At 69.8% G+C, this 24,353-nt stretch carries 28 protein-coding genes; 23 read left to right on the plus strand and 5 right to left on the minus strand.

Annotated features, from left to right (window positions below; genetic code table 11):
* Positions 1-38 precede the first annotated feature (38 nt).
* The 21 genes from fliI (at position 39) to ACFWZ4_RS14960 (ending at position 19,379) form a co-directional block, all read left to right on the plus strand.
* Positions 39-1,376 (plus strand): flagellar protein export ATPase FliI, encoded by a 1,338-nt coding sequence (gene fliI / locus ACFWZ4_RS14860; RefSeq protein ID WP_439705446.1) that lies wholly within the window; start codon positions 39-41, stop codon positions 1,374-1,376.
* Positions 1,373-1,801 (plus strand): flagellar export protein FliJ, encoded by a 429-nt coding sequence (gene fliJ / locus ACFWZ4_RS14865; RefSeq protein ID WP_439665569.1) that lies wholly within the window; start codon positions 1,373-1,375, stop codon positions 1,799-1,801. The genes fliI and fliJ overlap by 4 nt, the downstream gene beginning before the upstream one ends.
* 67 nt (positions 1,802-1,868) lie before the next feature.
* Entirely contained in the window at positions 1,869-2,882 is a 1,014-nt protein-coding gene (locus ACFWZ4_RS14870; RefSeq protein ID WP_439705447.1) for a flagellar hook-length control protein FliK, read from the plus strand.
* A gap of 523 nt (positions 2,883-3,405) precedes the next feature.
* Entirely contained in the window at positions 3,406-3,921 is a 516-nt protein-coding gene (locus tag ACFWZ4_RS14875) for a flagellar basal body-associated FliL family protein (RefSeq protein ID WP_439705448.1), read from the plus strand.
* A gap of 14 nt (positions 3,922-3,935) precedes the next feature.
* On the plus strand, positions 3,936-4,949 hold the full coding sequence (gene fliM, locus ACFWZ4_RS14880; protein ID WP_439705449.1) for a flagellar motor switch protein FliM: 1,014 nt from the start codon (positions 3,936-3,938) through the stop codon (positions 4,947-4,949).
* Complete coding sequence (gene fliN, locus ACFWZ4_RS14885; protein ID WP_439705450.1) at positions 4,946-5,281, plus strand: flagellar motor switch protein FliN; 336 nt, start codon at positions 4,946-4,948, stop codon at positions 5,279-5,281. The genes fliM and fliN overlap by 4 nt, the downstream gene beginning before the upstream one ends.
* A gap of 4 nt (positions 5,282-5,285) precedes the next feature.
* A complete protein-coding gene (gene fliO / locus ACFWZ4_RS14890; RefSeq protein ID WP_439705451.1) occupies positions 5,286-5,666 on the plus strand; it encodes a flagellar biosynthetic protein FliO in 381 nt (126 codons plus the stop codon).
* 41 nt (positions 5,667-5,707) lie between these two features.
* Positions 5,708-6,484: a flagellar type III secretion system pore protein FliP gene (gene fliP / locus ACFWZ4_RS14895; RefSeq protein ID WP_439705524.1), complete on the plus strand. Its 777-nt coding sequence runs from the start codon at positions 5,708-5,710 to the stop codon at positions 6,482-6,484.
* The gene (fliQ, locus tag ACFWZ4_RS14900; protein ID WP_209615958.1) at positions 6,481-6,750 is read left to right on the plus strand and encodes a flagellar biosynthesis protein FliQ; all 270 of its coding nucleotides are present in this window, start codon (positions 6,481-6,483) and stop codon (positions 6,748-6,750) included. Before fliP ends, fliQ begins: the two co-directional genes overlap by 4 nt.
* 12 nt (positions 6,751-6,762) lie before the next feature.
* Positions 6,763-7,533: a flagellar biosynthetic protein FliR gene (gene fliR, locus ACFWZ4_RS14905; RefSeq protein ID WP_439705452.1), complete on the plus strand. Its 771-nt coding sequence runs from the start codon at positions 6,763-6,765 to the stop codon at positions 7,531-7,533.
* A 3-nt stretch (positions 7,534-7,536) separates the two neighbouring features.
* A complete protein-coding gene (gene flhB / locus ACFWZ4_RS14910) occupies positions 7,537-8,673 on the plus strand; it encodes a flagellar biosynthesis protein FlhB (RefSeq protein ID WP_439705453.1) in 1,137 nt (378 codons plus the stop codon).
* 12 nt (positions 8,674-8,685) lie between these two features.
* The gene (gene flhA / locus ACFWZ4_RS14915; RefSeq protein ID WP_439705454.1) at positions 8,686-10,779 is read left to right on the plus strand and encodes a flagellar biosynthesis protein FlhA; all 2,094 of its coding nucleotides are present in this window, start codon (positions 8,686-8,688) and stop codon (positions 10,777-10,779) included.
* A 111-nt stretch (positions 10,780-10,890) separates the two neighbouring features.
* Positions 10,891-12,315 carry a flagellar biosynthesis protein FlhF gene (gene flhF, locus ACFWZ4_RS14920; RefSeq protein WP_439705455.1) on the plus strand — a complete coding sequence of 475 codons (1,425 nt, stop codon included), beginning with the start codon at positions 10,891-10,893 and terminating at the stop codon, positions 12,313-12,315.
* Positions 12,312-13,256: a MinD/ParA family protein gene (locus tag ACFWZ4_RS14925; RefSeq protein WP_439705456.1), complete on the plus strand. Its 945-nt coding sequence runs from the start codon at positions 12,312-12,314 to the stop codon at positions 13,254-13,256. Before flhF ends, ACFWZ4_RS14925 begins: the two co-directional genes overlap by 4 nt.
* Before the next feature lies 1 nt (position 13,257).
* Entirely contained in the window at positions 13,258-14,064 is an 807-nt protein-coding gene (locus ACFWZ4_RS14930) for an RNA polymerase sigma factor FliA (RefSeq protein WP_439705457.1), read from the plus strand.
* 49 nt (positions 14,065-14,113) lie between these two features.
* Positions 14,114-14,521 carry a chemotaxis response regulator CheY gene (locus ACFWZ4_RS14935; RefSeq protein WP_231324039.1) on the plus strand — a complete coding sequence of 136 codons (408 nt, stop codon included), beginning with the start codon at positions 14,114-14,116 and terminating at the stop codon, positions 14,519-14,521.
* Positions 14,518-15,159, plus strand: coding sequence for a protein phosphatase CheZ (locus ACFWZ4_RS14940; protein WP_439705458.1), 642 nt, complete (start codon positions 14,518-14,520; stop codon positions 15,157-15,159). The genes ACFWZ4_RS14935 and ACFWZ4_RS14940 overlap by 4 nt, the downstream gene beginning before the upstream one ends.
* Positions 15,160-15,175: 16 nt before the next feature.
* Positions 15,176-17,116 (plus strand): chemotaxis protein CheA, encoded by a 1,941-nt coding sequence (locus ACFWZ4_RS14945; protein ID WP_439705459.1) that lies wholly within the window; start codon positions 15,176-15,178, stop codon positions 17,114-17,116.
* Position 17,117: 1 nt separating this feature from the next.
* Positions 17,118-17,858: a flagellar motor protein gene (locus tag ACFWZ4_RS14950; protein WP_231324044.1), complete on the plus strand. Its 741-nt coding sequence runs from the start codon at positions 17,118-17,120 to the stop codon at positions 17,856-17,858.
* Complete coding sequence (gene motD, locus ACFWZ4_RS14955) at positions 17,855-18,886, plus strand: flagellar motor protein MotD (protein WP_439705460.1); 1,032 nt, start codon at positions 17,855-17,857, stop codon at positions 18,884-18,886. Before ACFWZ4_RS14950 ends, motD begins: the two co-directional genes overlap by 4 nt.
* Before the next feature lie 31 nt (positions 18,887-18,917).
* Entirely contained in the window at positions 18,918-19,379 is a 462-nt protein-coding gene (locus ACFWZ4_RS14960; protein ID WP_439705461.1) for a chemotaxis protein CheW, read from the plus strand.
* Positions 19,380-19,431: 52 nt separating this feature from the next.
* Here the strand turns inward: ACFWZ4_RS14960 and ACFWZ4_RS14965 are convergent, their stop codons facing one another.
* The 5 genes from ACFWZ4_RS14965 to ACFWZ4_RS14985 all read right to left on the minus strand — a co-directional run bounded on the left by ACFWZ4_RS14965 (position 19,432) and on the right by ACFWZ4_RS14985 (position 23,441).
* Positions 19,432-20,064, minus strand: coding sequence for a DsrE family protein (locus ACFWZ4_RS14965; RefSeq protein WP_439705462.1), 633 nt, complete (start codon positions 20,062-20,064; stop codon positions 19,432-19,434).
* Positions 20,065-20,203: 139 nt separating this feature from the next.
* Positions 20,204-21,115, minus strand: coding sequence for a c-type cytochrome (locus ACFWZ4_RS14970; protein ID WP_439705463.1), 912 nt, complete (start codon positions 21,113-21,115; stop codon positions 20,204-20,206).
* Positions 21,112-21,771, minus strand: coding sequence for a c-type cytochrome (locus tag ACFWZ4_RS14975; protein ID WP_439705464.1), 660 nt, complete (start codon positions 21,769-21,771; stop codon positions 21,112-21,114). Before ACFWZ4_RS14975 ends, ACFWZ4_RS14970 begins: the two co-directional genes overlap by 4 nt.
* A 249-nt stretch (positions 21,772-22,020) precedes the next feature.
* On the minus strand, positions 22,021-22,287 hold the full coding sequence (locus ACFWZ4_RS14980; protein ID WP_439705465.1) for a flagellar biosynthesis protein: 267 nt from the start codon (positions 22,285-22,287) through the stop codon (positions 22,021-22,023).
* Entirely contained in the window at positions 22,284-23,441 is a 1,158-nt protein-coding gene (locus ACFWZ4_RS14985; protein WP_439705466.1) for a flagellar hook-length control protein FliK, read from the minus strand. Before ACFWZ4_RS14985 ends, ACFWZ4_RS14980 begins: the two co-directional genes overlap by 4 nt.
* Positions 23,442-23,640: 199 nt before the next feature.
* Here ACFWZ4_RS14985 and ACFWZ4_RS14990 point away from each other — a divergent pair, with 199 nt between their 5' ends.
* Together ACFWZ4_RS14990 and ACFWZ4_RS14995 are read left to right on the plus strand one after the other, a co-directional pair.
* Positions 23,641-23,955 (plus strand): STAS domain-containing protein, encoded by a 315-nt coding sequence (locus ACFWZ4_RS14990; protein WP_439705467.1) that lies wholly within the window; start codon positions 23,641-23,643, stop codon positions 23,953-23,955.
* Between the two features lie 18 nt (positions 23,956-23,973).
* Positions 23,974-24,336 carry a response regulator gene (locus ACFWZ4_RS14995; protein WP_439705468.1) on the plus strand — a complete coding sequence of 121 codons (363 nt, stop codon included), beginning with the start codon at positions 23,974-23,976 and terminating at the stop codon, positions 24,334-24,336.
* Positions 24,337-24,353 lie beyond the last annotated feature (17 nt).

The raw sequence follows: 24,353 nt of genomic DNA on the forward strand, positions 1-24,353 counted from the left end.
CCCCGACGCCAGCCGCTTTCCAGCAAAGAGCCCGCGGCATGAACGGCTGGTCGCAGCAGATCGCCCGCCGCCGCCAGCGCGCACAGGCAGCCCACACGCTCACGGTCGAAGGCCGCCTGCGGCGCGTGGTCGGCCTCACGCTCGAGGCCGAAGGCTGCGAAGCCGCGCTCGGCGCGCGCTGCCTGGTCGACACCGCCGACGGCAGCCAGCTCGACACCGAGGTGGTCGGCTTCGCCGACGAGCGCCTGCTGCTGATGCCTGTCGGCGAGATGCACGGCGTGCTGCCCAACGCCCGGGTGCGCCCGCTCAGCGATGCCGGCGGACTGCCGGTGGGCGCCGGGCTGCTCGGCCGCGTGATCGGCGCCGACGGCGTGCCGCTCGATGGCATGGGCCCACTGGACACCGGCGAACACGCCGCGCTCAAGGCCGAACCGATCAACCCGATGGCGCGCAAGCCTATCGACACGCCGCTGGACACTGGCGTGCGCGCGATCAACGCGCTGCTCACCGTCGGCCGCGGCCAGCGCCTGGGGCTGTTCGCCGGCTCCGGTGTGGGCAAGTCCACGCTGCTGGGCATGATGACCAAGTACACCGATGCCGACGTCGTGGTCGTCGGCCTGATCGGCGAGCGCGGCCGCGAGGTGAAGGAATTCGTCGAGCATACGCTGGGCGAGGAAGGTCGCCGCCGCGCGGTGATCGTCGCCGCCCCGGCCGACGCGCCGCCGCTCAAGCGCCTGCGCGGCGCGCAGTACGCCACCGCGATCGCCGAGTGGTTCCGCGACCGCGGCCAGCGCGTGCTGCTGCTGATGGATTCGCTCACCCGCTACGCCCAGGCACAGCGCGAGATCGCGCTGGCGATCGGCGAGCCGCCGGCAACCAAGGGTTATCCGCCGTCGGTGTTCGCGATGCTGCCGGCGCTGGTCGAACGCGCCGGCAACGACGCCGGGGGTGTCGGCTCGATCACCGCCTTCTACACCGTGCTGACCGAAGGCGACGATTACCGCCATGATCCGATCGCCGACGCGGCGCGCGCGATCCTGGACGGCCACATCGTGCTCTCGCGCGACCTGGCCGAGGCCGGCCACTACCCGGCGATCGACATCGAGGCGTCGATCAGCCGCGTGATGCCGGCGGTCACCGCCCGCGAGCACCAGCGCGCCGCGCAGCGTTTCCGCCAGGTCTATTCGGCCTACCGCCAGCAGCGCGACCTGATCGCGGTGGGCGCCTACCAGAAGGGATCCGACCCGCAGGTCGACCAGGCCATCGTGATGTGGCCCCGCCTGCGCGCGTTCCTGCAGCAGGAAGTGGACGAACCGATGAGCCTCGCCGACGGCATCGCCGCCCTTAACGCCCTGGCCGCCGAGGCCACGCAGTGAGCAAGCGCGCCGACCGCCTGCAGCCGGCCGCCGACCAGGCCAAACAGCGCAGCGAAGATGCGGTACTGAAGCTCGCCGAGCAGCAGCAGCGGCTGGCCAAGGCCGAGCGCCAGCTTGCCGAACTGCGCGGCTACCGCCAGGAGTACGCCAGCCCCGGCGTCGGGGGTTTGACGGCCGTTGCGCTGATGAACCGCCAGCAATTCGTCGAGCGCATCGACCGCGCGATCGACCAGCAGGTGCTGGAGATCGAACGCCAGCGCCAGTTGCTCGACCAGATGCGCGGGTCCTGGCGCGACGCGCATGCCCGCGAAGCCGCGCTGGACAACGTGATCGACCGTTACCGCGAGCAGGAACGCAAGAGCGAGGAGCGCCGCGAGCAGAACGACATCGACGAGCGCATGCAGCATCGGCGACCCGCCCGATAGGCCTTGGCGCGAAGTTTGCTGGCCTGACTCGACGCATGCCGTTTGAAGCCTTGATGAGGAAGTGCCCATGAGCGCGACCACCGCCGCCGTGAACCCCGTCCAGCCGGCTCCGCCGCCGGCCCGCCCTGCCGCGGACCCCTCCGCCCGGTCGGACGACAGCCGCTTCGACCGCCACCTGGACGCCGCCCGCCAGCAGCACGGCCAGTCGCAGGACAAGCCGGCGCAGGACGATGGCAAGCATGAGGTGGCCACGGCCAAGGGTTCACCGAAGACCGACACCGACAAGCAAAAGCCCGCCGACGCAAGCGCGAAGGACCAGGGCGACCCGGACGCCGCCGCGTTGGCCGCGGCCATGCTCGCGCTGATCGGCCAGGCCGCGCCGGCCAAGCCGCTCGCCGCGGCCGGCATGGTGGCGCATGCGGCGACCAAAGCCATCGCCGATGGCACCGCCGCCAAGGCACCGGCCGCGCTGATGTTGCTCGCCAACACCGCGGCCGCGGCGGCGACGGCCAAGCCAGCGATCAACCTCGACGCCAATGCGTTGGCGCCGATGCTGGCCAGGCCGGCCGAGCAGAAGGACGCGTCGATCGATGTCGCGCAGCTGGGCAGCCTGTCCGCCAACCCGGTGCCGGTGCCCGACGCCGGCACGACCGCGGCGCCGGCGCACAACCTCAACCTCGCCAGTCCCGCCGGCACGCCCGCGTTCGCGCAGGAACTGGGCCAGCACGTGGTCTGGCTTGGCCAGCAGGACGTCAAGCAGGCGCGCATCCGTTTGCATCCGGAAGATCTCGGCACGCTCGACGTCAAGGTCAGCCTGAACCATGACCGCGTCGACGTGAGCTTCGCCGTGCAGCATCCGGCGGCCGTGCACGTCGTGCAGCAGACCCTGCCGCAGCTGGACGCCCTGCTGGCGCAGCATGGCCTGGCGCTGGGCCAGGCCGACGTCGGCCAGCGCCAGCAGCAGGGCGAAGGTGGTCGCGGTGGCGAGACGGCGGGGGCGATCGGAGAGATCGACGCCGAACCGGCCGCGATGGCCAGCATGCCGGTGGCCGCGCTCGGGATGCTCGATACCTTCGCCTGACGGGGATATCCCCTCGACTCCGGCCTGCGGCCTGCGCCCACGGTGAACCGGGTTTAGGGCGTCCCTTCCCGCAACATTCCCATCCCGTTCGCGCCGGGCGCAGCGGGCAGCGCGGACGTCGAAACGCCTCCCTCGAACCCCACGGCCGAATCCTCTGCCGCCGGGCGAACTGCCGTCAGGCGGGTGAGGGTTCGGGCGGCAAGGGCGCATCGGCGCCATCGAACCCCTCCCTGACCACTCTCCCGATGGGCGAGGGGCTCAGTTCATGTGCCCCGCACATTCCGTTCGCGCCGAGCGCGAATGCACTGCGCCGGAATCGCAGCGCCCCCTTGCCCCGCCGGTTTCCAGACACCCGTCGTGATCGCGACGCGGCCGATCCCCGGCACGCGTCAAGAAAGCGCCGCGCCTGCCGCAAACCAAGCAGGGCCAAGCCCTTCCGCCGTGGCACGCGGATTGCAACGAGGTCCCTGCAAGGTGGCGCCCCCGGGAGCCAACAAGAAAAACAACACCGAGGTTTTGAGGCATGGCAATTACGGAAGAAGAAGCGGTAGCGGTGGCGGCGCCGAAGAAAAAGCGCTCGCTGCTGGTCATTGGCCTGGTGGTGGCGCTGCTGGCGGTGTCCGGCGCGTGCGCGTACCTGTTCGTATCGCACGGGCAGCACAAATCCGCCACGGCGGCGACCGGCAAGGACGCCGGCGACGCCCAGCCGGCCAAGGTCCAGCCCGAATACTTCCTGCCGCTGGATCCGGCCTTCGTCGTCAACTTCCGCGACGACGACGCCATGCGCTACCTGCAGGTCGGCGTGACCCTGATGTCGCACGACCAGGCCGCGCTGGACACCGTCAAGGGTGTCGACCCGGTCGTGCGCAACGCGCTGGTGATGCTTTTCAGCCGGCAGAGCTACTCGATCCTCAGCGACCCCATCGGCAAGCAGAAGCTGCAGGCCGATGCGCTTGAGGCCGTGCGCAAGATCGTCGCGGCGCGCACCGGCAAGCCCGGCATCGACGCGTTGTACTTCACCAGCTTCGTGATGCAGTGAGGCCCTGAGCGCCCATGAGCGATCTTCTTTCCCAGGACGAAATCGACGCGCTGCTCGACGGCGTCACCGGCGGCAGCGTCGCCACCGGCGAGGACGAGCCGCCGCCGACCGAGGCGGTGCAGTCCTACGACTTCACCCAGCAGGACCGCATCGTGCGCGGCCGCCTGCCGACGCTGGAGATGGTCAACGACCGCTTCGCGCGCTTCTTCCGCCTGGGCGTGTTCAACGTCCTGCGCAAGAGCTGCGAGGTGTCGGTACTCGGCGTGAAGATGGTGAAGTTCGCCGAGTACGTGCACAGCCTGGCGGTGCCGAGCAACCTCAACCTGGTCAAGATCAAGCCGCTGCGCGGTACCGCGCTGGTGGTGTTCGAGCCGCGGCTGGTGTTCACCGTGATCGACAACTTCTTCGGCGGCGACGGTCGCTTCCACGCGCGCATCGAGGGTCGCGATTTCAGTGCGATCGAGAACCGCGTGATCCAGATCATGCTGACCGAGTTGTTCGCCGCCATGAGCGAGGCGTGGAACCCGGTGCTGCCGCTGGAGTTCGAGTACATGAACTCCGAGATCAACCCGCAGTTCGCCAACATCGTCAGCCCGACGGAGACGGTGGTGATCTCGCGCTTCCACGTCGAGCTCGATGGCGGTGGCGGCGAGATCCACCTGACCCTGCCGTACGCGATGGTCGAACCGATCCGCACGCTGCTCGACGCCGGCGTGCAGAGCGACCTGGCCGACCGCGACGACCGTTTCACCGAGCACCTGCACGAGGAAGTGCTCGACGCCGAGGTCGAGATCAGCTCGCTGCTGATCGAGGCGCAGCTGTCCATCGGGGATTTCCTGGGCCTGCGCCCGGGCGACGTGATCCCGGTGACGCTGCCCGAGCTTTGCACCGTCTTCGCCGAAGACGTGCCGGTGTTCCGTGGCCGCTACGGCCAGGCCAACGGCCACACGGCGATCCAGTTCCAGGCCCAGGTCGGCCGGCGCGAAAGGCGCGCGGCCGGCGAATTCATCGAGAAGAAAAGCGCATGAACGCCAACGACGCCGCGGTCGCCGACCGCATCGACCCCGACACCCTGGCCGGCTTCGCCAGCGAAACCGGTGACGTCAACCTGGACATGATCCTGGACGTGCCGGTGACGCTGGCCATGGAGGTCGGCCGCACCAAGATCAGCATCCGCAACCTGCTGCAGTTGAACCAGGGTTCGGTGGTGGAGCTGGACCGCGCCGCCGGCGAACCGCTGGACGTGTTCGTCAACGGCACCCTGGTCGCGCACGGCGAGGTCGTGGTGATCAACGAGAAGTTCGGCATCCGACTGACCGACGTGGTCAGCCCGGCCGAGCGCGTGCGCAAGCTGCGTTGATCCGATGCTCGCGCTGATCTTCGCCGCGCCCGCCGCCACGTCCGACATCAACGTCGGCGGGGAGTTGTTGCGGGTGCTCTTGAGTCTCGCCGCGGTGATCGCGCTGATCTTCGTGGCCGGCTGGATGAGCCGCCGCCTGCAGGCACGCACGCTGCCGGGTGGCCGGCGCCTGCGCTGCGTGGAGACGATGTCGGTGGGCGCGCGCGAGCGCGTGCTGCTGATCGACGCCGACGGCAAGCGCCTGCTGGTCGGCGTGGGGCAGGGCGGCCTGCGCACGCTGCACGTGTACGAAGGCGCGGCTCCGGCCGACGCCAACCCGCCGGCACCGCTGCCGGCCGCTCCCAACTTCGCGCAGCTGCTGTCGCGCTGGAAAGGTAAGTCGTGAAATTGTTTTCGTTCCGTGGCGCGCGCTGGGTGCTCGCGCTGATGCTGATGCTGTTGCCGCTGTTCGCCGTCGCCGAACCGCAGGCGGCGCCCGCGCCGGCCGCGCCCGCGCTGAGCATGCCGGCCAGCCCCGCGATGCCGGGTGGCATCCCCGTGCTGACCGTGCACGACGCGCCCGGCGGCGCGAAGAACTGGACGCTGTCGCTGCAGTTGCTGGGCCTGATGACGGTCCTGACGCTGCTGCCGGCGATTCTGCTGATGATGACCTCGTTCACGCGGATCATCATCGTGCTCGGCTTCCTGCGCCAGGCGCTGGGTACGCAGTCGACGCCGCCCAACCAGGTGCTGCTCGGGCTGGCGCTGTTCCTGACGATGTTCGTGATGGGCCCGGTGTTCAACAAGGCCTACAGCGATGGCGTCAAGCCGTACATGGACGGCCAGATGACCGCCGAGCAGGCGCTGCCCGCCGCCAGTGCGCCGTTCAAGCGCTTCATGCTGGACCAGACCCGCGACGCCGACCTGCAGCTGTTCACCCAGCTGGCCAAGGAGAAGCCCTACGCCGGCAAGGACGACGTGCCTTTCCGCGTGGCGATGCCTGCGTTCCTGACCTCGGAACTGAAGACCGCGTTCCAGATGGGCTTCCTGCTGTTCATCCCGTTCCTGATCATCGACCTGGTGGTCGCCAGCGTGCTGATGTCGATGGGCATGATGATGGTCTCGCCGATGATCATCTCGCTGCCGTTCAAGATCATGCTGTTCGTGCTGGTGGATGGGTGGACGCTGTTGATCGGGACGCTGGCGGGGAGCTTCTACACGTGACCCCGGAATCCGTCATTCAATTCGGCCAGCACGCCCTCTACATCGCGATCCTGGTCGCCGCGCCATTGCTGCTCACCGCGCTCGCGGTGGGCCTGCTGGTCGGCGTGATCCAGGCGGCCACGCAGATCAACGAGATGACCCTCTCGTTCATTCCCAAGCTGATCGCCATGGCGGTGGTCGCGCTGATCACCGGCCCGTGGATGCTGCGCACGCTGGTGCAGTTCACGCGGCAACTGATCGAGGGGCTGCCCGGTGCAGTCAAGTAAGGGGGCAGTGAAATGACCACGGTGGACCTCGCCCAGCTGGAGAACTGGCTGGGCGGCCTGCTGTGGGCGCTGGGCCGCGTCGGCGGCCTGTGCCTGATCGCGCCGGTTCTGGGCTCCGGCGTGATTCCCGCACGCATCCGCGTCGGGCTGGTGGTGATGCTCACGCTGGTGCTGGCGCCGCTCGCGCCGGCGGCGGTCGATCCGCTGAGTGCGGCGGGCGTGGCGACCATGGTCAGCCAGATCCTGATCGGCGCCTCGGTCGGCTTCGTGCTCAAGCTGGTGTTCGAGGCGGTGGCGTTCGGCGGCGAGCTGGTGGGGCAGGGCATGAGCCTGGGCTTCGCCGAGGTGGTCAACCCGGGCGGCGGCGGCAGCACGCCGGTGCTGAGCCAGTTCTACATGGTGCTGGTGACCTTGCTGTTCCTGGCGCTGAACGGCCACCTGCGGCTGATCCAGCTGCTGGCCGACAGCTTCCAGACGCTTCCGCCCGGACCCGTCGCGATCAATGCCGAAGGCCTGCACGCGGTGGTGCTGTTCGGCACGCATCTGTTCGCCGGCGCGGTGCGCGTGGCGCTGCCGGCGGTCACGGCGCTGCTGGTGGTGAACATCGGTTTCGCCGCGATCAGCCGCGCGGCACCGTCGATGAACCTGTTCGCGGTCGGCTTCCCGATCACCCTGTGCCTGGGTTCGATCGCGTTGTGGTTGGGCCTGCGCGCGTTGCCGGGCGCGTTCGAGACACTCCAGGACAGCGCGTGGTCGCTGATGCAGCAACTGGTCGGAGGCTGATCCATGGCCGAGAACGACGACCAGGAACGCACAGAACAACCCTCGGAAAAACGCCTTAAGGAAGCCCGCGAGAAAGGCGACGTCCCCCGATCGCGCGACCTTTCCGGCGCGCTGGTGGTGCTGGCCGGCGTGGCGGCGCTGCTCTCCGGCAGCGAAGGCGCGATGGCGCATGCCCGGACGATCTACAGCCTGGGGCTTTCCTACAGTCGCGACGCGCTTTTCTCCGACGCTCTGCCCGCCCGCGTGCTCGGCATGGCGGTGCGCGAGGCGCTGATGCTGTTCATGCCGGTGGCCGTGGCGACCGTGCTGGCGGCTTTCGCGGGCCCGATGCTGCTCGGCGGCATCAGCTTCAGCGGCCAGGCGTTGCAGCCGAAATTCGATCGGCTCAACCCGGTCGCCGGCCTGGGCCGTCTGGTTTCCATGCGCGGGCTGGTCGAGCTGGTCAAGTCGCTGGTCAAGCTGCTCTTCATCGGTGGCGCGCTGGCGCTGCTGCTCAAACACTCGGTGGACGAGCTGCAGGCGCTGGGCCGTGCGGACGTCGCGCTCGGCGTGGCGCGCGCGATGTCGCTGCTGGGTCGCTCGGCGCTGCTGTTCGGTGCGCTGCTGGCGCTGATCGGCGGCGCGGATGCCCTCTACCAGAAGTTCGACCACGCCAAGCGCCTGCGCATGACCCGCCAGGAGCTCAAGGACGAGGCCAAGGAGACCGAGGGCAACCCCGAGCTCAAGGGCCGCATCCGCCAGGTGCAGTTCGAGATGTCGCGCCGCCGGATGATGCAGGAGCTGCCCAAGGCGGACGTCATCGTCACCAATCCGACCCACTTCGCCGTGGCGCTCAAGTACGACGAGAACGGTACCGGCGCGCCACGCGTGATCGCCAAGGGCGTGGACGTGCTGGCCCAGCAGATCCGCCTGGTGGCCAGCGGCCACCGCATCCCGATGGTCGAGGCCCCGCCGCTGGCACGCGCCTTGTATGCCACTACCTCGCTGGGCCGGGAAATCCCGGTCTCGCTGTACGTGGCGGTGGCCCAGATCCTGGCCTACGTCTACCAGCTGAAGCAGGCGACGGCACGTGGCGACGAGCCGCCGCCGGCGCCGCAGCCCCAGGTCGATCCGGACCTGATGGGCCCTTACAAGATCTAAGGGGAACACCGCATGGCCGCCGCTGGCGCAATGGAAAGTCTCAAGCAGCTCGGGCGCCGTGGCGTCGGCGCGCCGGTGGTCATGCTGGCGATGCTGGCGATGGTCATGCTGCCGATGCCGCCGTTCCTGCTGGACATGCTGTTCAGCTTCAACATCGCGCTGTCGCTCGTCATTTTGTTGGCGGTGATCTACGTCATGCGGCCGCTGGAATTCGCCGCTTTTCCGACGGTCGTGCTGATGGCGACGCTTTTACGTCTCGCCCTGAACATCGCCTCGACCCGCGTGGTGCTGCTGCACGGCCACGACGGCCCGGGGGCGGCCGGCAAGGTGATCGAGGCGTTCGGCGAGTTCGTGATCGGCGGCAACTTCGCCGTCGGCCTGGTGGTGTTCGCGATCCTGACCATCATCAACTTCGTGGTGGTCACCAAGGGCGCCACCCGCGTGTCGGAAGTGACCGCCCGCTTCACCCTGGACGCGATGCCCGGCAAGCAGATGGCGATCGACGCCGACCTCAACGCCGGCCTGCTCACCCAGGAGCAGGCCCGCGAGCGCCGCCAGGAAGTGCGCGAGGAAGCGGACTTCTACGGCTCGATGGACGGTGCGTCCAAGTTCGTCCGCGGCGACGCCACCGCCGGCATCCTGATCCTCTTCATCAACATCATCGGCGGCTTCTTCGTCGGCATGTTCCAGCACGGGCTGGGCGCCGGCGAATCAGCCAAGACCTACACGCTGCTGACCATCGGCGACGGCCTGGTCGCGCAGGTGCCGGCGCTGATGCTCTCGATCGCCACCGCGGTGATCGTCACCCGCGTGTCCAAGTCGCAGGACATGGGCAAGCAGGTGATCGGCCAGGTGTTCGGCCAGCCGCGCGCGCTGGCGGTGGCCGGCGCGGTGCTGGGCGTGATGGGCCTGATCCCGGGCATGCCGAACCTCGCCTTCCTGCTGCTGGGCGGTTGCTGCGGCGGTGCGGCCTACCTGATGATCAAGCGCGAGCGCGAGACGAAGGAAAAGCTGGCCGAGGCGATTGCCGAGCCGGCCGCCGCGCCTGCCATTCCCGCCGAGCGCATGGAACTGGGCTGGGACGACGTCGCCAGCGTCGATCCGCTGGGCCTGGAGGTCGGCTACCGGCTGATCCCGCTGGTGGATACCCACCAGGGCGGCGAGCTGATGGGCCGGATCAAGTCGGTGCGGCGCAAGCTCTCGCAGGAATTCGGCTTCCTGGTGCCCGCGGTTCACATCCGCGACAACCTGGACCTGGGGCCCAACACCTACCGCGTCACCCTGATGGGCGTGCCGATGGGCGAGGCCGAGGTGCACAGCGAGCGTCTGATGGCGATCAACCCCGGCCGCGTGCACGGGCCGCTGCAGGGCATCCAGACCAAGGACCCGGCGTTCGGCCTGGAAGCGGTGTGGATCGAACAAGGCCAGCGCGAGATGGCGCAGAGCCTGGGCTACACCGTGGTCGACCCGGCCACCGTGGTGGCCACGCACCTGTCGCACATCCTGCAGACCCACGCGCACGAACTGATCAGCCACCAGGACGTGCAGCAGCTGCTCGACCGCCTGGCGCAGACCGCGCCCAAGCTGGTCGAGGACCTCGTCCCCAAGCGCATGGCGCTGGGCGTGGTGGTCAAGGTGCTGCAGAACCTGCTGGCCGAGCGCGTGCCGATCCGCAACATGCGCACCATCGTCGAAACCTTGGCGGAGCACGCGGGCCAGAGTCAGGATCCCGGCATGCTCACCGCCGCCGTGCGCGTCGCGCTGGGCCGGCAGATCGTGCAGGAGATCACGGGACTGGGCACCGAGGTGCCGGTCATCACGCTGGCGCCGGAGCTCGAGCAGATCCTCATGAACTCGCTCTCCGGCGGTGGCGTGGCTGGCGCGGCGGTCGAGCCGGGCCTGGCCGACCGCCTGCAGCAGAGCGTCGCCGACGCCGCGCGCCGCCAGGAAATGAGCGGCGAAGCGGCCGTATTGCTGGTCGCGCCGCAGCTTCGTCCCTGGCTCGCGCGCTTCACCCGCCACGTGGCACAGAACCTGCACGTACTGGCCTACAACGAGGTGCCGGACAACCGCAGGGTGCGGCTGGTCCAGGCGCTGGGACGTTAAAGGCCGGGAGACGGGCATCGTGATTCGCCAGTTGCACATGCAGACAGCGCTAGGCCTTCGGGCCGCCGCGGCGATGGACACGATGGCCGCCACCCGCTTGCGGAGCAGGCAATGAAGATCAAACGTTTCGTGGCGCCGGACATGCGCCAGGCGATGCGCGAAGTGCGCGAGGAGCAGGGGCCCGATGCGGTGATCCTGTCCACGCGCAAGCTCGACGAAGGTATCGAAATCATCGCCGCCGTCGATTACGACGAGGCGCTGGTGCGTGAGGCGGCGCGCCATGGCGCGACCCCCGTGCCGGCCGCCGAGCCGCCGGCATTGCCGCCGCGCGCTGCCGCGGTGCCGCCGCCGGTGCGCGAGGCGCGCGTCGAAACGCTGGCGCCCGCCAATCGTCCGACACCGATCGAGAGCGCCCCGAAGGTCGCGGCCTTGATCGCGCCGGAGGAGAGAGAGCCGAAGCCGGTGCGTGCCGAAGCGCGCGCTCCGCACGTCGCGCCGCGCGCCCAGGCCGAAGGCCTGGTCCAGGCAAAGGCGCCACCGTCGCAACCGCAGCAGGCTTCCGAGGCTCCGGCCGAGCCGGCGGTCCATCCGCTGATCGAGCGCGCCGCGCAGGACACGGTGCGCATGCGCGCCGAGCTGTCCAGCCTGCGCGAGATGCTCGAGATGCAGCTCTCCAGCCTCGCCTGGAACGACATGGAACGCCGCCAGCCGATGCACACCCGCGTGCTGCGCGAACTGACCCGGCTCGGCATCGATGCCGACGTCGCCCGCGCGCTGGCCGATGAACTGCCGCCGCAGATGACGCCCGAACAGGCGCGCTACCTGCCGCTGGGCATGCTGAGCCGTGGCATCGCCGTCAGCGGCCGCGGCCGCTCGGACGAAGCCGGCGTCACCGCGCTGGTCGGCCCGACCGGCGTGGGCAAGACCACGACGCTGGCCAAGCTGGCCGCGCGCGCGGTGGTGCGCCACGGCGCCTCGCAGGTCGCGCTGGTGAGCACCGACCACTACCGCATCGGCGCCGCCGCGCAGCTGGAGCACTACGGTCGCCTGCTCGGCGTGCGGGTGTATCCGGCCTACGACGCGCAGAGCCTGCGCCAGGTACTGGAACTGCTGAAGGGCTGCCACACCGTGCTGGTCGACACCGCCGGCCTGGCCGGCAACGACCCGCGGCTGGCCGAACAACTGGAGGCACTGGGCGAGGCCGGCGAGCTGCGTGTCTGCCTGGTGCTGGCCGCCAATGCGCAGGCGCAGTCGCTCGAGGAAGCCGTGCGCGCCTACCTGCCGGCCAAGCCGCACGCGGCGATCCTGACCAAACTCGATGAGGCGCCCAGCCTCGGCGGCGCACTGTCGGTGCTGATCCGCCACCAGCTGGCGCTGGACTACACCACCGACGGCCAGCGCGTGCCCGAGGACATCGCTGCCGCCGATGCACGCCTCTTGGTGTGCCGCGCCGCGCAGGCGCTCAAGGGCAATGCGCCGGCCGCGGACGAGGCGGTGCTGGCCGAGCGTTTCGGGACGATGGTGGCCCAGGCATGAGCGGAATCCTTGCAATGAATCAGGCGTGGGGCTTGAAAGACATGTTCAACGCGATCACGGGCGAGCGCGACAGCGCGCCGCCCGCACCGCACCGGCCGCACCAGGCGGCCAACGCAGGCGCGCCGCGCCGCCGCTGCCGCGCGATCGCGGTGGCCGGCGGCAAGGGCGGGGTGGGCAAGACCACCGTGGCGGTCAACCTGGGCATGAGCCTGGCGATGGCCGGGCGCGAGGTCATGCTGCTGGACGCCGACATGGGCCTGGCCAACGTCGACGTGCTGCTCGGCCTGGCGCCCTCGCGCCACCTGGGCCACCTGCTGGACGGCACGGCCACGCTGGAAGAATTGGTACTGGACGCCCCGCACGGGCTGAAGGTTATCCCCGGCGGCTCCGGCGCGCGGCGCCTGGCGCAGCTGGGCAACGGCGAGCATGCCGCGGTGATCCGCGCGTTCGACGAGTTGCCGCGGCCGCCCGACTACCTGCTGGTCGACACCGCCGCGGGCCTGTCGGACAACGTGGCGATGTTCGCCGCGGCGGCCGACGACGTGGTGCTGGTGGTCTGCGACGAGCCGGCCTCGCTCACCGACGCCTACGCGTTGATCAAGGTCCTCTCCCGCGACTTCGGCGTGCGTCGCTTCCGCTTCGTCGCCAACCTGGTGCGCAACCTGGGCGAGGCCCGCGCGCTGCACCAGAAGCTGGCCAAGGTCAGCGACCGCTTCCTGGACGTGGTGCTGGACTTCATGGGTTTCGTGCCGCAGGACGAGCGGCTCAAGCAGGCCATCCGGCGCCAGAACGCGGTGGTGGACATGTGGCCGGCGGCGCGTTCGTCGCAGGCATTCAAGCAATTGGCAGGTGCGGTCGATAACTGGGAGGAACCCGCGCGCGCGGGCCTGGACCGCATCGCATTTTTCGGTGGCCAGGCCGTGACGGCGTCGGGGTGGTGACATGAGCGTGGCATCGGAATATCTCCAGCTGCAAAAACAGAGTGCAGATGAGTTGGTGCGCCAGCACGCGCCACTGGTGCGTCGTATTGCCTATCACCTGATGGGTCGTCTTCCCCCCAGCGTGGACGTGGGCGACCTGATCCAGTCCGGCATGATCGGCCTCCTCGAGGCCGCGCGGCACTACGCCACCGACCGCGCCGCCAGCTTCGAGACCTACGCCGGCATCCGCATCCGCGGGGCCATGCTGGACGAACTGCGCAAGACCGACTGGACCCCGCGCTCGGTGCATCGCAAGGTGCGCGAAGTCGCCGAGGTGGTGCGCCAGATCGAGATCGAGACCGGCGCCGACGCCGAAGATGCCGAAGTCATCAAGCGCCTCGGCGTGAGCGCGGAGGACTATCACCAGATCCTCGCAGACGCCGCCAGCGCGCGCCTGCTCAGCCTCACCGCGCCGGACGACGGCGACGGCGCGCCGGCTTTCGACGTGGTCGACCAGGGGGCCTTGGGGCCGGCCGAGAGCATCGAGCAGGAGGGCCTGCGCCAGGCTTTGATCGACGGCATCTCCGGCCTGCCCGAGCGCGAGCAGCTGGTCATGTCGCTGTACTACGAGCAGGAATTGAACCTCAAGGAAATCGGCGCCGTGCTCGGCGTGACCGAGTCGCGCGTGTGCCAGATCCATGGCCAGGCGATCGTGCGGCTGCGTGCGCGCATGGGCGACTGGCGCGACGGCGTGCAGGGGGAGCCGGAAACCGGCACCCGCAAGGGCAAGGGCCGCCGCGCTTCCTCCGACCGTTCCGTCTCCCGCTGACCCCTTCGACTTCCGACCCTTCGATCCCCATTCCCTACCAGAGGAACCAATGGACAAGAACATGAAAATCCTCGTGGTGGACGATTTCTCCACCATGCGGCGCATCGTCAGGAACCTGCTGGTGGAGCTGGGCTTCACCAACACGCTGATCCAGGAAGCCGACGACGGCAACAACGCGCTGACCATGCTCAAGAGCCAGCCGTTCGACATGGTCGTGACCGACTGGAACATGCCCAACATGACCGGCATCGACCTGCTGCGCGCGATCCGCGCCGAGCCCTCGCTCAAGGGCCTGCCGGTGCTGATGGTCACGGCGGAGAACAACCGCGACCAGATCATCGCCGCGGCCCAGGCGGGCGTGAACGGCTACATCGTCAAGCCGTTCAACGCGGTCACGCTGAAGGAGAAGCTCACCAAGATCTTCGAGCGCCTCGCCGCCGCGGGGGCCAGCGCATGAGCGCCGTGCTTTCCACCTTCGACGAAACCGCGCTGCCGCAGGAGCTGCAGAACCTGCTCAACAGCGAAGACGGCGCCGCGTTCGAGCACGCGCTCGATGCACTGGTGCGCCAGCGCGAGCAGCACCTGTTCCGCGCGCTGGGCCTGCTCGCGCGCGACCTGCATGGCGCGGTCAGCCGGCTCGGCAACGACCTGGCGCACGAAGGCGTGCCGGGCAGGGTCGCCGACGTGCGCAAACATCTGAACGACGTGCTGGAGATGAGCGCCCAGGCGGCCCATCGCAGCATCGATTTCGCCGAACGCATGAGCCCCGAGGCCGACGCGCTGGCGCAGAGCGCCGAACAGGTGCTCGCCTCGGCCGCCCCGTACGATCCGGTCGCGGACCTGGCGCGCCAGGCCGGCAACTTCGCCGGCGCCTGCCGCGAAGGCCTCAACGACATGGTGATGGCGCAGTCCTGGCAGGACCTCTCCGGCCAGCGCATCAAGAAGGTGGTCAATTTCATCGAGTCGGTGGAGTCGTCGCTGCTGGAGCTGGTCCGCCTGACCGGCGCGCTGTCCGGGCGCGAGCCGCCGCCGGTGGTGGAGAAGATCTCCGGCCAGGACGAGGCGGACCGGCTGCTCAGCGAATTCGGCTTCTGAGCGCGGCGGGATGAGCATGGATCCCTCGCTCGACGCCGAACTGCGCGACGATTTCCTGGTCGAGGCCGGGGAACTGGTCGAGCGCCTGTCGGAACAGCTGGTCGAGCTGGAGGCCAGCCCGCGCGACGCCGACCTGCTCAACGCGGTGTTCCGCGCGTTCCACACGGTCAAGGGTGGCGCGGGTTTCCTCGCCATCGAGCCGATGGTGCAGCTGTGCCATCACGCCGAGGACCTGCTCAACGTCGCCCGCAACGGCGCGCTGGTGCTCGATTCGGCCAGGATGGATGCGCTGCTGGAAGCGCTGGACCTGCTCAACGCGATGATGGATGCGCTGCGTGGCGGCGCCGCGATGGCCATGCCGCCGCCGGCGCTGCTCAAGCGGCTGACGCCGGGCGCCGTGGCGCCCGCACCTGCACCCGCCCCGGTGGCGGCGCCGGCCCCCGCGCCGGCCGACGGCAGCATCGACGACAGCGAATTCGAAGCGCTCCTGGACAGCCTGTACGGCACGGCGGCACCAGGCACGGTCGCGCCGGCGCCTCCGGCGCCTGCGACCATCAACGACGACGAGTTCGAGGCGCTGCTGGACAACCTGCACGGCACGGGAGCGCCCGGCGCCACCGCCGCGCCGGCACCGAGCACGACCATCGGGGACGACGAGTTCGAGGCACTGCTCGACAACCTGCACGGCAAGGGCGGCACGCCCGGCGCCGCGCAGACGCCGGCTTCGGTACCGGCCCCGGCGCCCGCTCCGGCACCGGCACCGGCCCGTGCCGCCGCGCCCGCCGAGACCAGCGTGCGTGTCGACACGGGCCGGCTCGACGCGCTGGTCAATCGTGCCGGCGAACTGGTGCTGGTCCGCAATCGCCTGCAGAGCCTGGCCCAGAAGAGCGGCGACGAAATGCTGGCGCAGGCCGCGGCTGAACTGGACCGGGTCGCCGACGAGATGCAGGGCGCGGTGCTGTCCATGCGCATGCAGCCGGTCGGCCGCCTGTTCCAGCGCTTTCCGCGCATCGTGCGCGACCTCGCCCGCCAATTGGGCAAGGAAGTGGACCTGGTCACCGAAGGCGAGGGCACCGATCTGGATCGCAGCCTGGTCGAGGCGCTCGCCGATCCTCTGATCCACCTGTTGCGCAACGCACTGGACCACGGGCTGGAGATGCCCGAGGAGCGCGTCAAGGTCGGCAAGTCGCGTCGCGGCAAGGTGCGCCTGTCCGCCAGCCAGCGCGGCGAGCGCATCGTCATCGCGGTGAGCGACGACGGCCACGGCATGAACCCCGAAGTGCTCAAGCGCAAGGCGGTCGAGAAGGGCGTGATCGACGAGGCCCAGGCCGCGCGCCTGAGCGAGAACGAGTGCTACGAGCTGATTTTCCGCCCGGGCTTTTCCACCGCCGCGCAGATTTCCGACATCTCCGGCCGCGGCGTCGGCATGGACGTGGTCAAGACGCGCGTGGCCGAACTAGGTGGCACCCTGCAGGTGCGCTCGAAGCTCGGCCAGGGCAGCGAATTGCAGCTGACCGTGCCGCTGACCCTGGCGATCCTGCGCGTGCTGATGGTGCGCGTGGGGCCGCGCCTGTTCGCGCTGCCGCTGTCCAACGTGGAGGAAGTGTTCGAACTGTCGGCCGGCCAGGACCGCATGCTCGATGGCCGGCTGGTCGCCAACCACCGCGGCCGGGCCTTGCCGCTGGGCGATCTGGCCGGTTGGGCCGGCGTGGTCGGCGCGGCGCCGCGCCACGTGGTGGTGCTGCACATCGGCCACCAGCGCATCGGCTGCCTGGTGCACGAGGTGCTCGGCCGCGAGGACGTCATGGCAAAGCCGCTGGGCCCGTTGTTCGAGGGCCTGCCGGGCATCGCCGGCGCCACTGTCACCGGCGACGGTGCCCTGGCGCTGGTGCTGGACCTGGCCGGGCTGGCCGACGACGGCGGGCAGCTCCTGCCGTCACTGAGGGCGGCGGGCTGACATGGACGTGGTGAGCCTCGTCGGCACGATCCTGGCCTTCCTGGTCATCATCGTCGGCACCATCCTCAAAGGCTCCACGGTCGGCGCGCTGGTCAATCCCGCCGCGTTCGTGATCGTCTTCGCCGGCACCATCGCCGCCCTGATGGTGCAGACGCCCGGCAGCGTGCTCAAGCGCGCGCTGGGCATGTTGCCGATGGTCTACCGCCCACCGGTGTTCCAGCCCTCGGACCTGATCGCCCGGATCATCGGCTGGAGCGAGATCTCCCGCCGGCAGGGCCTGCTCGGCCTCGAGCCGAGGATCGACGAGGAAAGCGACGGCTTCGTGCGCAAGGGCCTGCAGATGCTGGTCGACGGCGGCGAACCTGACGCGATCCGAGGCGTGCTGGAGGTCGAGATGGAGGCGCGCGAGCACAACGAGCTGGTCGCGGCCAAGGTGTTCGAGAACGCCGGCATCTACTCGCCCACCATGGGCATCATCGGCGCCGTGATGGGGTTGATGGCGGTGATGCAGAACCTCGCCGATCCCAGCAAGCTGGGTCACGGCATCGCCGCGGCTTTTGTCGCCACCATCTACGGCGTGGCGCTGGCCAACCTCCTCATGCTGCCGATGTCCGCGCGACTGAAGGGCCTGGTGCGCAAGCAGACGCAGATGCGCGAGATCCTCGTCGAGGGCCTGGTGTCGATCGCCGAAGGGGACAACCCGCGGCAGATCGAGGCCAAGCTGCAGGGGTATCTGTCGTGAAAAAAAAGCACCACCACGAGGACCACGTCAACCACGAGGCCTGGGCGATCCCCTACGCCGACCTGATGACGCTGCTGCTTGCCTTCTTCGTGGTGATGTACGCGGTGTCGGTCGTCAACGAGGGCAAGTACCGCGTGATGTCCGAGTCGATCATCGAGGCGTTCAACGGCTCCAGCCACGTCATCGCGCCGATGCCGGCACAGAATGCGAAGCCGCACAACGTCGATCCGGCCATCGCCGCGCCACGGGGCCAGCCCGGCGCGGCCGTCGCGCCGGTGGCCGTACCGATCCCGTTGCGCCCGGCGCCGCGGCGGATGATCGCCGAACGCGCCCCGCACGAGACCCTGCGCGACGTGCAGGCCGCGCAGGAAGCGCAGCGCCAGGCCAACCTCACGCGCATCCAGCACGAGGTGGAAAAGGCGCTGCAGCCGCTGATCGACAGGCAGCAGGTCGTCGTGCGCCGCACGGCCAACTGGCTGGAGATCGAGATCCGTACCGACATCCTGTTTCCCAGCGGCGTGGCGCAGCTCTCGCACCAGGCCGATGCGGTGCTTAGCAGCCTGGGCGGCATCCTGGCGCCGTTCGGCAACCCCTTGCGCATCGAGGGCTACACCGACGACAAGCCGATCAACACGGCCGTCTTTCCGTCCAACTGGGAATTGTCTGCCGCCCGCGCCGCCAGCGTGGCGCGGCTGTTCACCGAGCACGGGGTGAGCCCCTCGCGGCTTGGGATCATCGGCTGGGGCCAGTTCCGCCCGGCGGCCGACAACGTCACCGTCGAAGGCCGCAACCGCAACCGCCGCGTCCTGGTCGTGGTGCTGAGCGACCATGCCACGCCCACGCGCTATTCCGGCGACGCAGACCGGCTCGGTCAGCTTGCCGATGTCGTGCCGCCCGTCGAAGCGCCCGCAACACCCCTCCCGCCGGGCGCGGGATTGGCCAGGGCCGGTGCCGCGGAAAGCGCGGCCAAGGCCGCGGTCCACATCGTCGAGCCGCCACTGATCGTCACGCCCGGGCACGGCAAATGAGCCGCGCCGCCACCACCATGAAAACCAAGCCATGAATGCTCCGGCCAACCCGAACACCCAGCACTGGCTCACCTTCCAACTGGACGGCCAGGCCTATGCCGCGCCGCTGGCCCAGGTAAGCGAGGTGATCCGCGTCGGCGAGGTGACGCCGGTTCCCGGCGCCGCTTCGGACCTGCTCGGCATCCGCCATCTGCGCGGACGCGTGGTGCCGGTGCTGGACGGCCGCCGCCGGCTCGGCCTGCCGGCGCGCGATGGCGACACCGACAGCGTGCGCGTGGTGATGCTCAACCATGCCAGCCATGCGGTCGGCCTGCGCGTGGATGCGGTGGGCGAGTTGCTGTTGCCGGGCGCCGATACGGTCGCACCGCCGCCGCCGGGTCGTGCGGCGCGGGTGGACGATCCGGTCATCGGCGTGCTGCCCTGGAAGGGTGGCTTCGTCGCGTTGCTGGACGTGCGCCGGCTGTGCCGGTTGCCGGAGGCGGATGCGGCGTGAGTGCGGGCTTGCCGCAAGGCTGCCCGCAGGGGAAGGTGCCGACCTGGCCTGATCAGTCCGGCTCTTTGGGCACCTCGCCGTAGCCTGCCGCCTGAAGTTCTTCGCGCGTGGTCAGCGCCGACAGCGCCAGCTTCATGCCCGGCCGGATGTTGGCGGCGACGAAGTTCTGGTGCCCCAGCGCCTGCCCGCACACCACCATGTCCACGTTGGCCTTGTGCAGTTGGCTGAGCAAGCCGGCGTTCGGGTTGGGATGTCCGAACTTCCTCTGGTAGGCCGCGTCCGACAGCGCGAGGTCGACGCCTTGTCCGTAGAACAGCACGACCACGTGCACCTTGTCGTTGGGCACGCCCGCCAGCGCATAGAGGTTCAGCAGCTTGGCCGCGGTATGCAGACGCCGGTTGACCTCGCCGTGGCTGGGTTCGTCGCTGTCGATGTCGATGTACAGGCGATGGTCGGCCCGGGTCGAGGGCATCAGCGCGTCCGAGCCCACCGGCAACACGCCACCGGCGCCGTGGATGCGCGGGTAGGTGAGGCGTGGGTCGGGGCGCGGGCGCGAGACCGTGAAGGCAACGGCCGCGGCACAGGCGACCAGCAGCAGGACGAGGCCGCTCCAGGCCAGCATGCGGCGGATCGGCGAAGGGGCGAGATCATCGTCGGACATGGTGGTCGCTTTGCTTTGGGACATCCCTGAGTGGTCTCCTCCGCCGGGTCGCCCCGGCTCGCAAGATGCGCCAGTCAGTGTAGAAGCGGCGCGTGAAGTGGCAGGCAAGAAGCAGGGCCCGCATGGGTGGTTGTGACGCCGTGCACACTGCGCGGCCGGTCGCTCAATGCGCCGGTTGCGCGCCCAGCAGGTGGCCGTTGACGCGCTGGCCATACAGCGACATCGGCGTGTCGTGGAAGGCCTTGCGCGTGGCAGCCAGGTCGCCGGTGAAGCGCGGATCCTGCGGGCGCTCGTGCGCATCCATGAACATCGCCACGTCCCAGGCTTCCTGGTCGCTCAGGCTACCGCCGCGGCTGAGCGGCATGTTCGCCTTGATGAACGCGCTGGCCTTGTCCAGCTCGTGCATGCCGGCGCCCCAATTGAACGAGTCCGGTCCCCACAGCGGCGGGAAAACGTAGTCGCCGGCAACCTTCTGGCCCTGGCCATTCGCGCCGTGGCAGAGCGCGCAGTCGCGCTGGAACACCGCCTGGCCGCGCGCGTAGTCCGGTGTCCTTGCCGGCGCCGGAACCTTGGGGTAACCGGCGCCCGCGAGCTCCACGCCGTGCGGCGCGCCTTGCGCCATCCAGGACGAATAGGTTTCCAGCGCGAGCATGACCTTGTCGTCCAGCGGCGGGGCCTTGCCGTTCATGCTGTACCTGAAGCAGCCCTGCAGGCGTTCGCCGTAGCTGTTCACATGGTGGTTCTTCTTGCGGTACTGCGGATACATGCCATAGGCCGCCCAAAGCGGGGCCGCATCGGCGAGCCGTCCCGCATCCAGATGACAGTTGACGCAGGCGAGCCCGTTGCCGACGAAGGCTGGCGCGTTCCTTCGCGTGTGCAGGAAGATTTCGCGGCCCAGCCGGACCATGTCGCCGTACGGCCCTTGCGGGATCGCCGATTCGGGCGGCGGCGCGAAGGCCGGTGGCCTGGTCGATGGCGCCGTGGCTTCGGCGGCGTGCGCGTCCATCGGACCGCGATCGGCGCATCCGCCGAGCGCGAGCGTGGCCAACAGCAGCAGGCAGAGGCGCTTGCTCATCGTCCGTCGCCCCCGGCCGGCAGCGGTTGCGCGGCGAACCATTTCGCCACCGCGGCGATGTCGGCGGCGCTCAGCGCACGGCTCAGGTGCTGCATCAGCTGCAGCGGATCGTTGCGCCGCGTGCCCTGCTGCCAGGCTTTGAGCTGCGCCTCGATGTAGCTTGCCGGCTGTCCGGCCAGCGGCGGGAAATGCGTGCCCACGCCGACGCCTCCGGGCCCATGGCATTGCTCGCAGGCCGGTACCCGTTGCGACCAGCGCCCGCGCGTGGCGAGCGTCGCGCCCAGGTCGTTCGCCGCCGGCTGCGACGCGGCCGGGACGGCCGGCACGGGCAGGCCGCTGTAGTAGGTGCCGATCGCCTGCCGCTCCTCGTCGGACAGGGCACGCGCGATCGGTTGCATCACGGCGTTGGCGCGAGTGCCGGCGGCGTAGTCGGCCAGTTGCCTGGCGACATAGCTGGCATCCAGCCCTGCCAGGCGTGGAAAGGCCGCCGCTGCCTGGCCGGCGCCGTCCGCGCCATGGCAGGACTGGCACGGCGGTGCGCCATGGCCGTTGCCCCGGCTGACGAGTTCCTGCACCGACGCGGCATGCACCAGCAGTGGCCATGCCCCCGCGAGCAGCGCGCTCCCCAGCACGCGCCTGGTCAATCCCCTGCGCACTCTCGCACCCCCGACATCCCGATCGTTCCCGCGGGCAGGCAGTCCCCCCGGTTCCAAGGACGTGAGGAATAGCGAGAGCCGCGTGCAGAAAACGTCAGCAGCCTGGACAGTGGCCGCCCGGCTGTGCGCGAGCATTGGCCCCGGCCGACGGTGCGAAAGCAAGGTCGCGAGGGCGGTACGGTGTGACATTGCCGCGAAGGAACTGACTTGTCGCGGCGCAGCGAAGGGCGGGCTCGGCCTGCCGCAGGCTCAGGCGGAGGACTCGTCGCTCGCGTCGTACACGCTCGCCAGCACTGCGGCGGCGGCGGCGTAAAGCAGCACCGGCACATCCTCGCGCAGCCGCAGGGCGGCCAGCACCGCGGCGATCTGCGGATCATGGTGCAGCGGCAGGCCCAGTGCGCGGGCGCGGGCCAGCAGCAGGTCGAGCGCTTCGGGCGGCATCGGCGCCGGCTTGGCCTCCGGACCGGCCAGGCGCAGGGTGACGCGTCGCTGCGGCGGCGGCAGGCCGGTGCTCATGCGGTGGCCTTCAGCAACAGGGCGCTGGCGTGGCTGCGGCCTTGCGGCAAGCCGGTCTGGCAGCTCAGCTGCTCCAGCTGCAGGCCGCTGGCGGCCAGGCGCTGGCGCAGCGGGGTGAACTGGCGTTCCAGCCGTTCGGTGGTGGCGCTGCGCTCGGCCCACAGGCGCACGTTCAAATGCAGGTCGCGCAGTTGCAGTTCGCCCTGCAGCGGCCCGAGCGCGGGCAGGTCGATGGCGAAGCCCAGGGTCCATGTGCCGGCGCCGGTCTCGGCGTCCTGGCCCTGTTCGAGATGCAACTGCAGCACGTCGCGTCCGTCGGGACCCTGCAGCGGGATGTCGATCATCCAGGCCTGCGCGCCGGCGGCGTCCAGCTGGGCGATTTCCAGCCGCGCGAGCGCGGCGTGCACGTCGCCGCGCAGGCGGCCGAGCAACTGGTTGACGTCCTCGTCCGCGGGCGGGTCGGCGAACGGCATGGCCAACGGCGCGCGCGGCTGGGCCTGCAGGCCGCGCTGGCGCAGCGGCGGCGGCGTGTCGGCATGACTGGACGGCACGTGGGCCGGCAGGCGCGGTTGCCGGTCGAGCAGCGCGGCCAGGCGCAGCAGTACGGCCTTGAAGTCTTCGTCGCCCAGCGGCATCGGGTTGCTGCGCGGGCGCGCCAGTTGCGATTCCAGGAACAGGCCGCTGCGGGCGATCGCCTCGCGCAGGCCTTCCGGGCGGCTGATGTCCTGCGGCGTGCGCACGCCCTGGTCGAGGAGCGCCAGCGCGGCGCGCACGGCCGGTGGCAGCTGCCGCACCACCGGCCGCTGCGCGAGTGCACCGAGCGTGGCCAGCAGCGGAGCGTAGCCGTTCTGTTGCGGCAGGCGTTCGCGCAGCGCCTGTTGCACGCGCGGATCGGTGGCGGCGCCGGTAAGGATCTCCAGCAGCGGCGGGTTGCCCATGGCGAGCACGCGCACCTGGAATTGCGAGGGCAGCGGGATGCCCAGCGGGTCGGTTTCGACCGTGAGTGCGCCGATCTGCAGCACCATCCGGCCCTGGTCGCCCATGCCCAGCGGACGCGCGGGCAGCACCGCGCCCACGCGCCAGCTCTCCGACGCGGCACCGGTGGCGGCACCCGCCCAGGTCATCGCAGCGAGGCTGGTGGGTTGGATGATCACGCGGGTCTCCTGCCTGCCGGCCGGGCGGTTTGGCCGGTTCCGTGCAGTCGGTAAAGGAATCGGCGGGATAGACGATAACTTGAGTGCGCGGCCCGGTACGTCCTGCAGAGGCGACCGCCGTCCCGGAAATGCCGCTAAAGCCGTCGCCGCTCGCGCCGATAAGCCTCTGGCAGGGGCCCGGTACGACGCGGAGGTAAGCATGGGCAGCAAACGAGAGCTCAAACAGCCCAGAACGGTCGAAATCGGTTTGCCGGCCGACTGCCGCATGGCGGCGCAGTCGGCCTTGCTGGCCGATCTGCTGGGCGCGCTGGACGCACCATCGACGCAGATAGACGGCAGTGCCGTCGAGCGCGTGGACACGGCCGCGCTGCAGCTGCTGACGTTGTTCCGTCGCGAGGCGCTCTCGCGCGGCTGCGAGGTGAGCTGGCGGGGCGCGAGCAGGACATTGTGCGAGGCGGCGGACACGCTGGGCCTCGTCAAGGCACTTGATCTACCGGTCGCCGCGGCGGCCTGAAACAACTGAGGAAAGACGATGGCAAAGATTCTTGCGGTGGACGATTCGGCGTCGATGCGCGGCATGGTGGCCTACACCCTGCGCGGCGCCGGACACGAGGTGACCGAGGCGGAAAACGGCCAGCTCGCGCTGGACGCCGCGGCCGCCAGCGGGTTCGACCTGGTGCTGGCGGACGTCAACATGCCGGTGATGGACGGCATCAGCATGGTGCGCGAGCTGCGCACGCGCCCGGCCTACAAGGGCGTGCCGATCCTGATGCTGACCACCGAGTCGCACACGGACAAGAAGATGGAAGGCAAGGCCGCCGGCGCCACCGGGTGGCTGGTCAAGCCGTTCGATCCGGACCAGCTGCTGGCCACGGTCAAGCGCGTGCTCGGCTAAAGCCGCGGAGAAACACC

Origin of the sequence: Frateuria sp. GZRe12, assembly GCF_051900535.1 — a bacterium.
Taxonomy (GTDB): Bacteria; Pseudomonadota; Gammaproteobacteria; order Xanthomonadales; family Rhodanobacteraceae; genus Frateuria_A.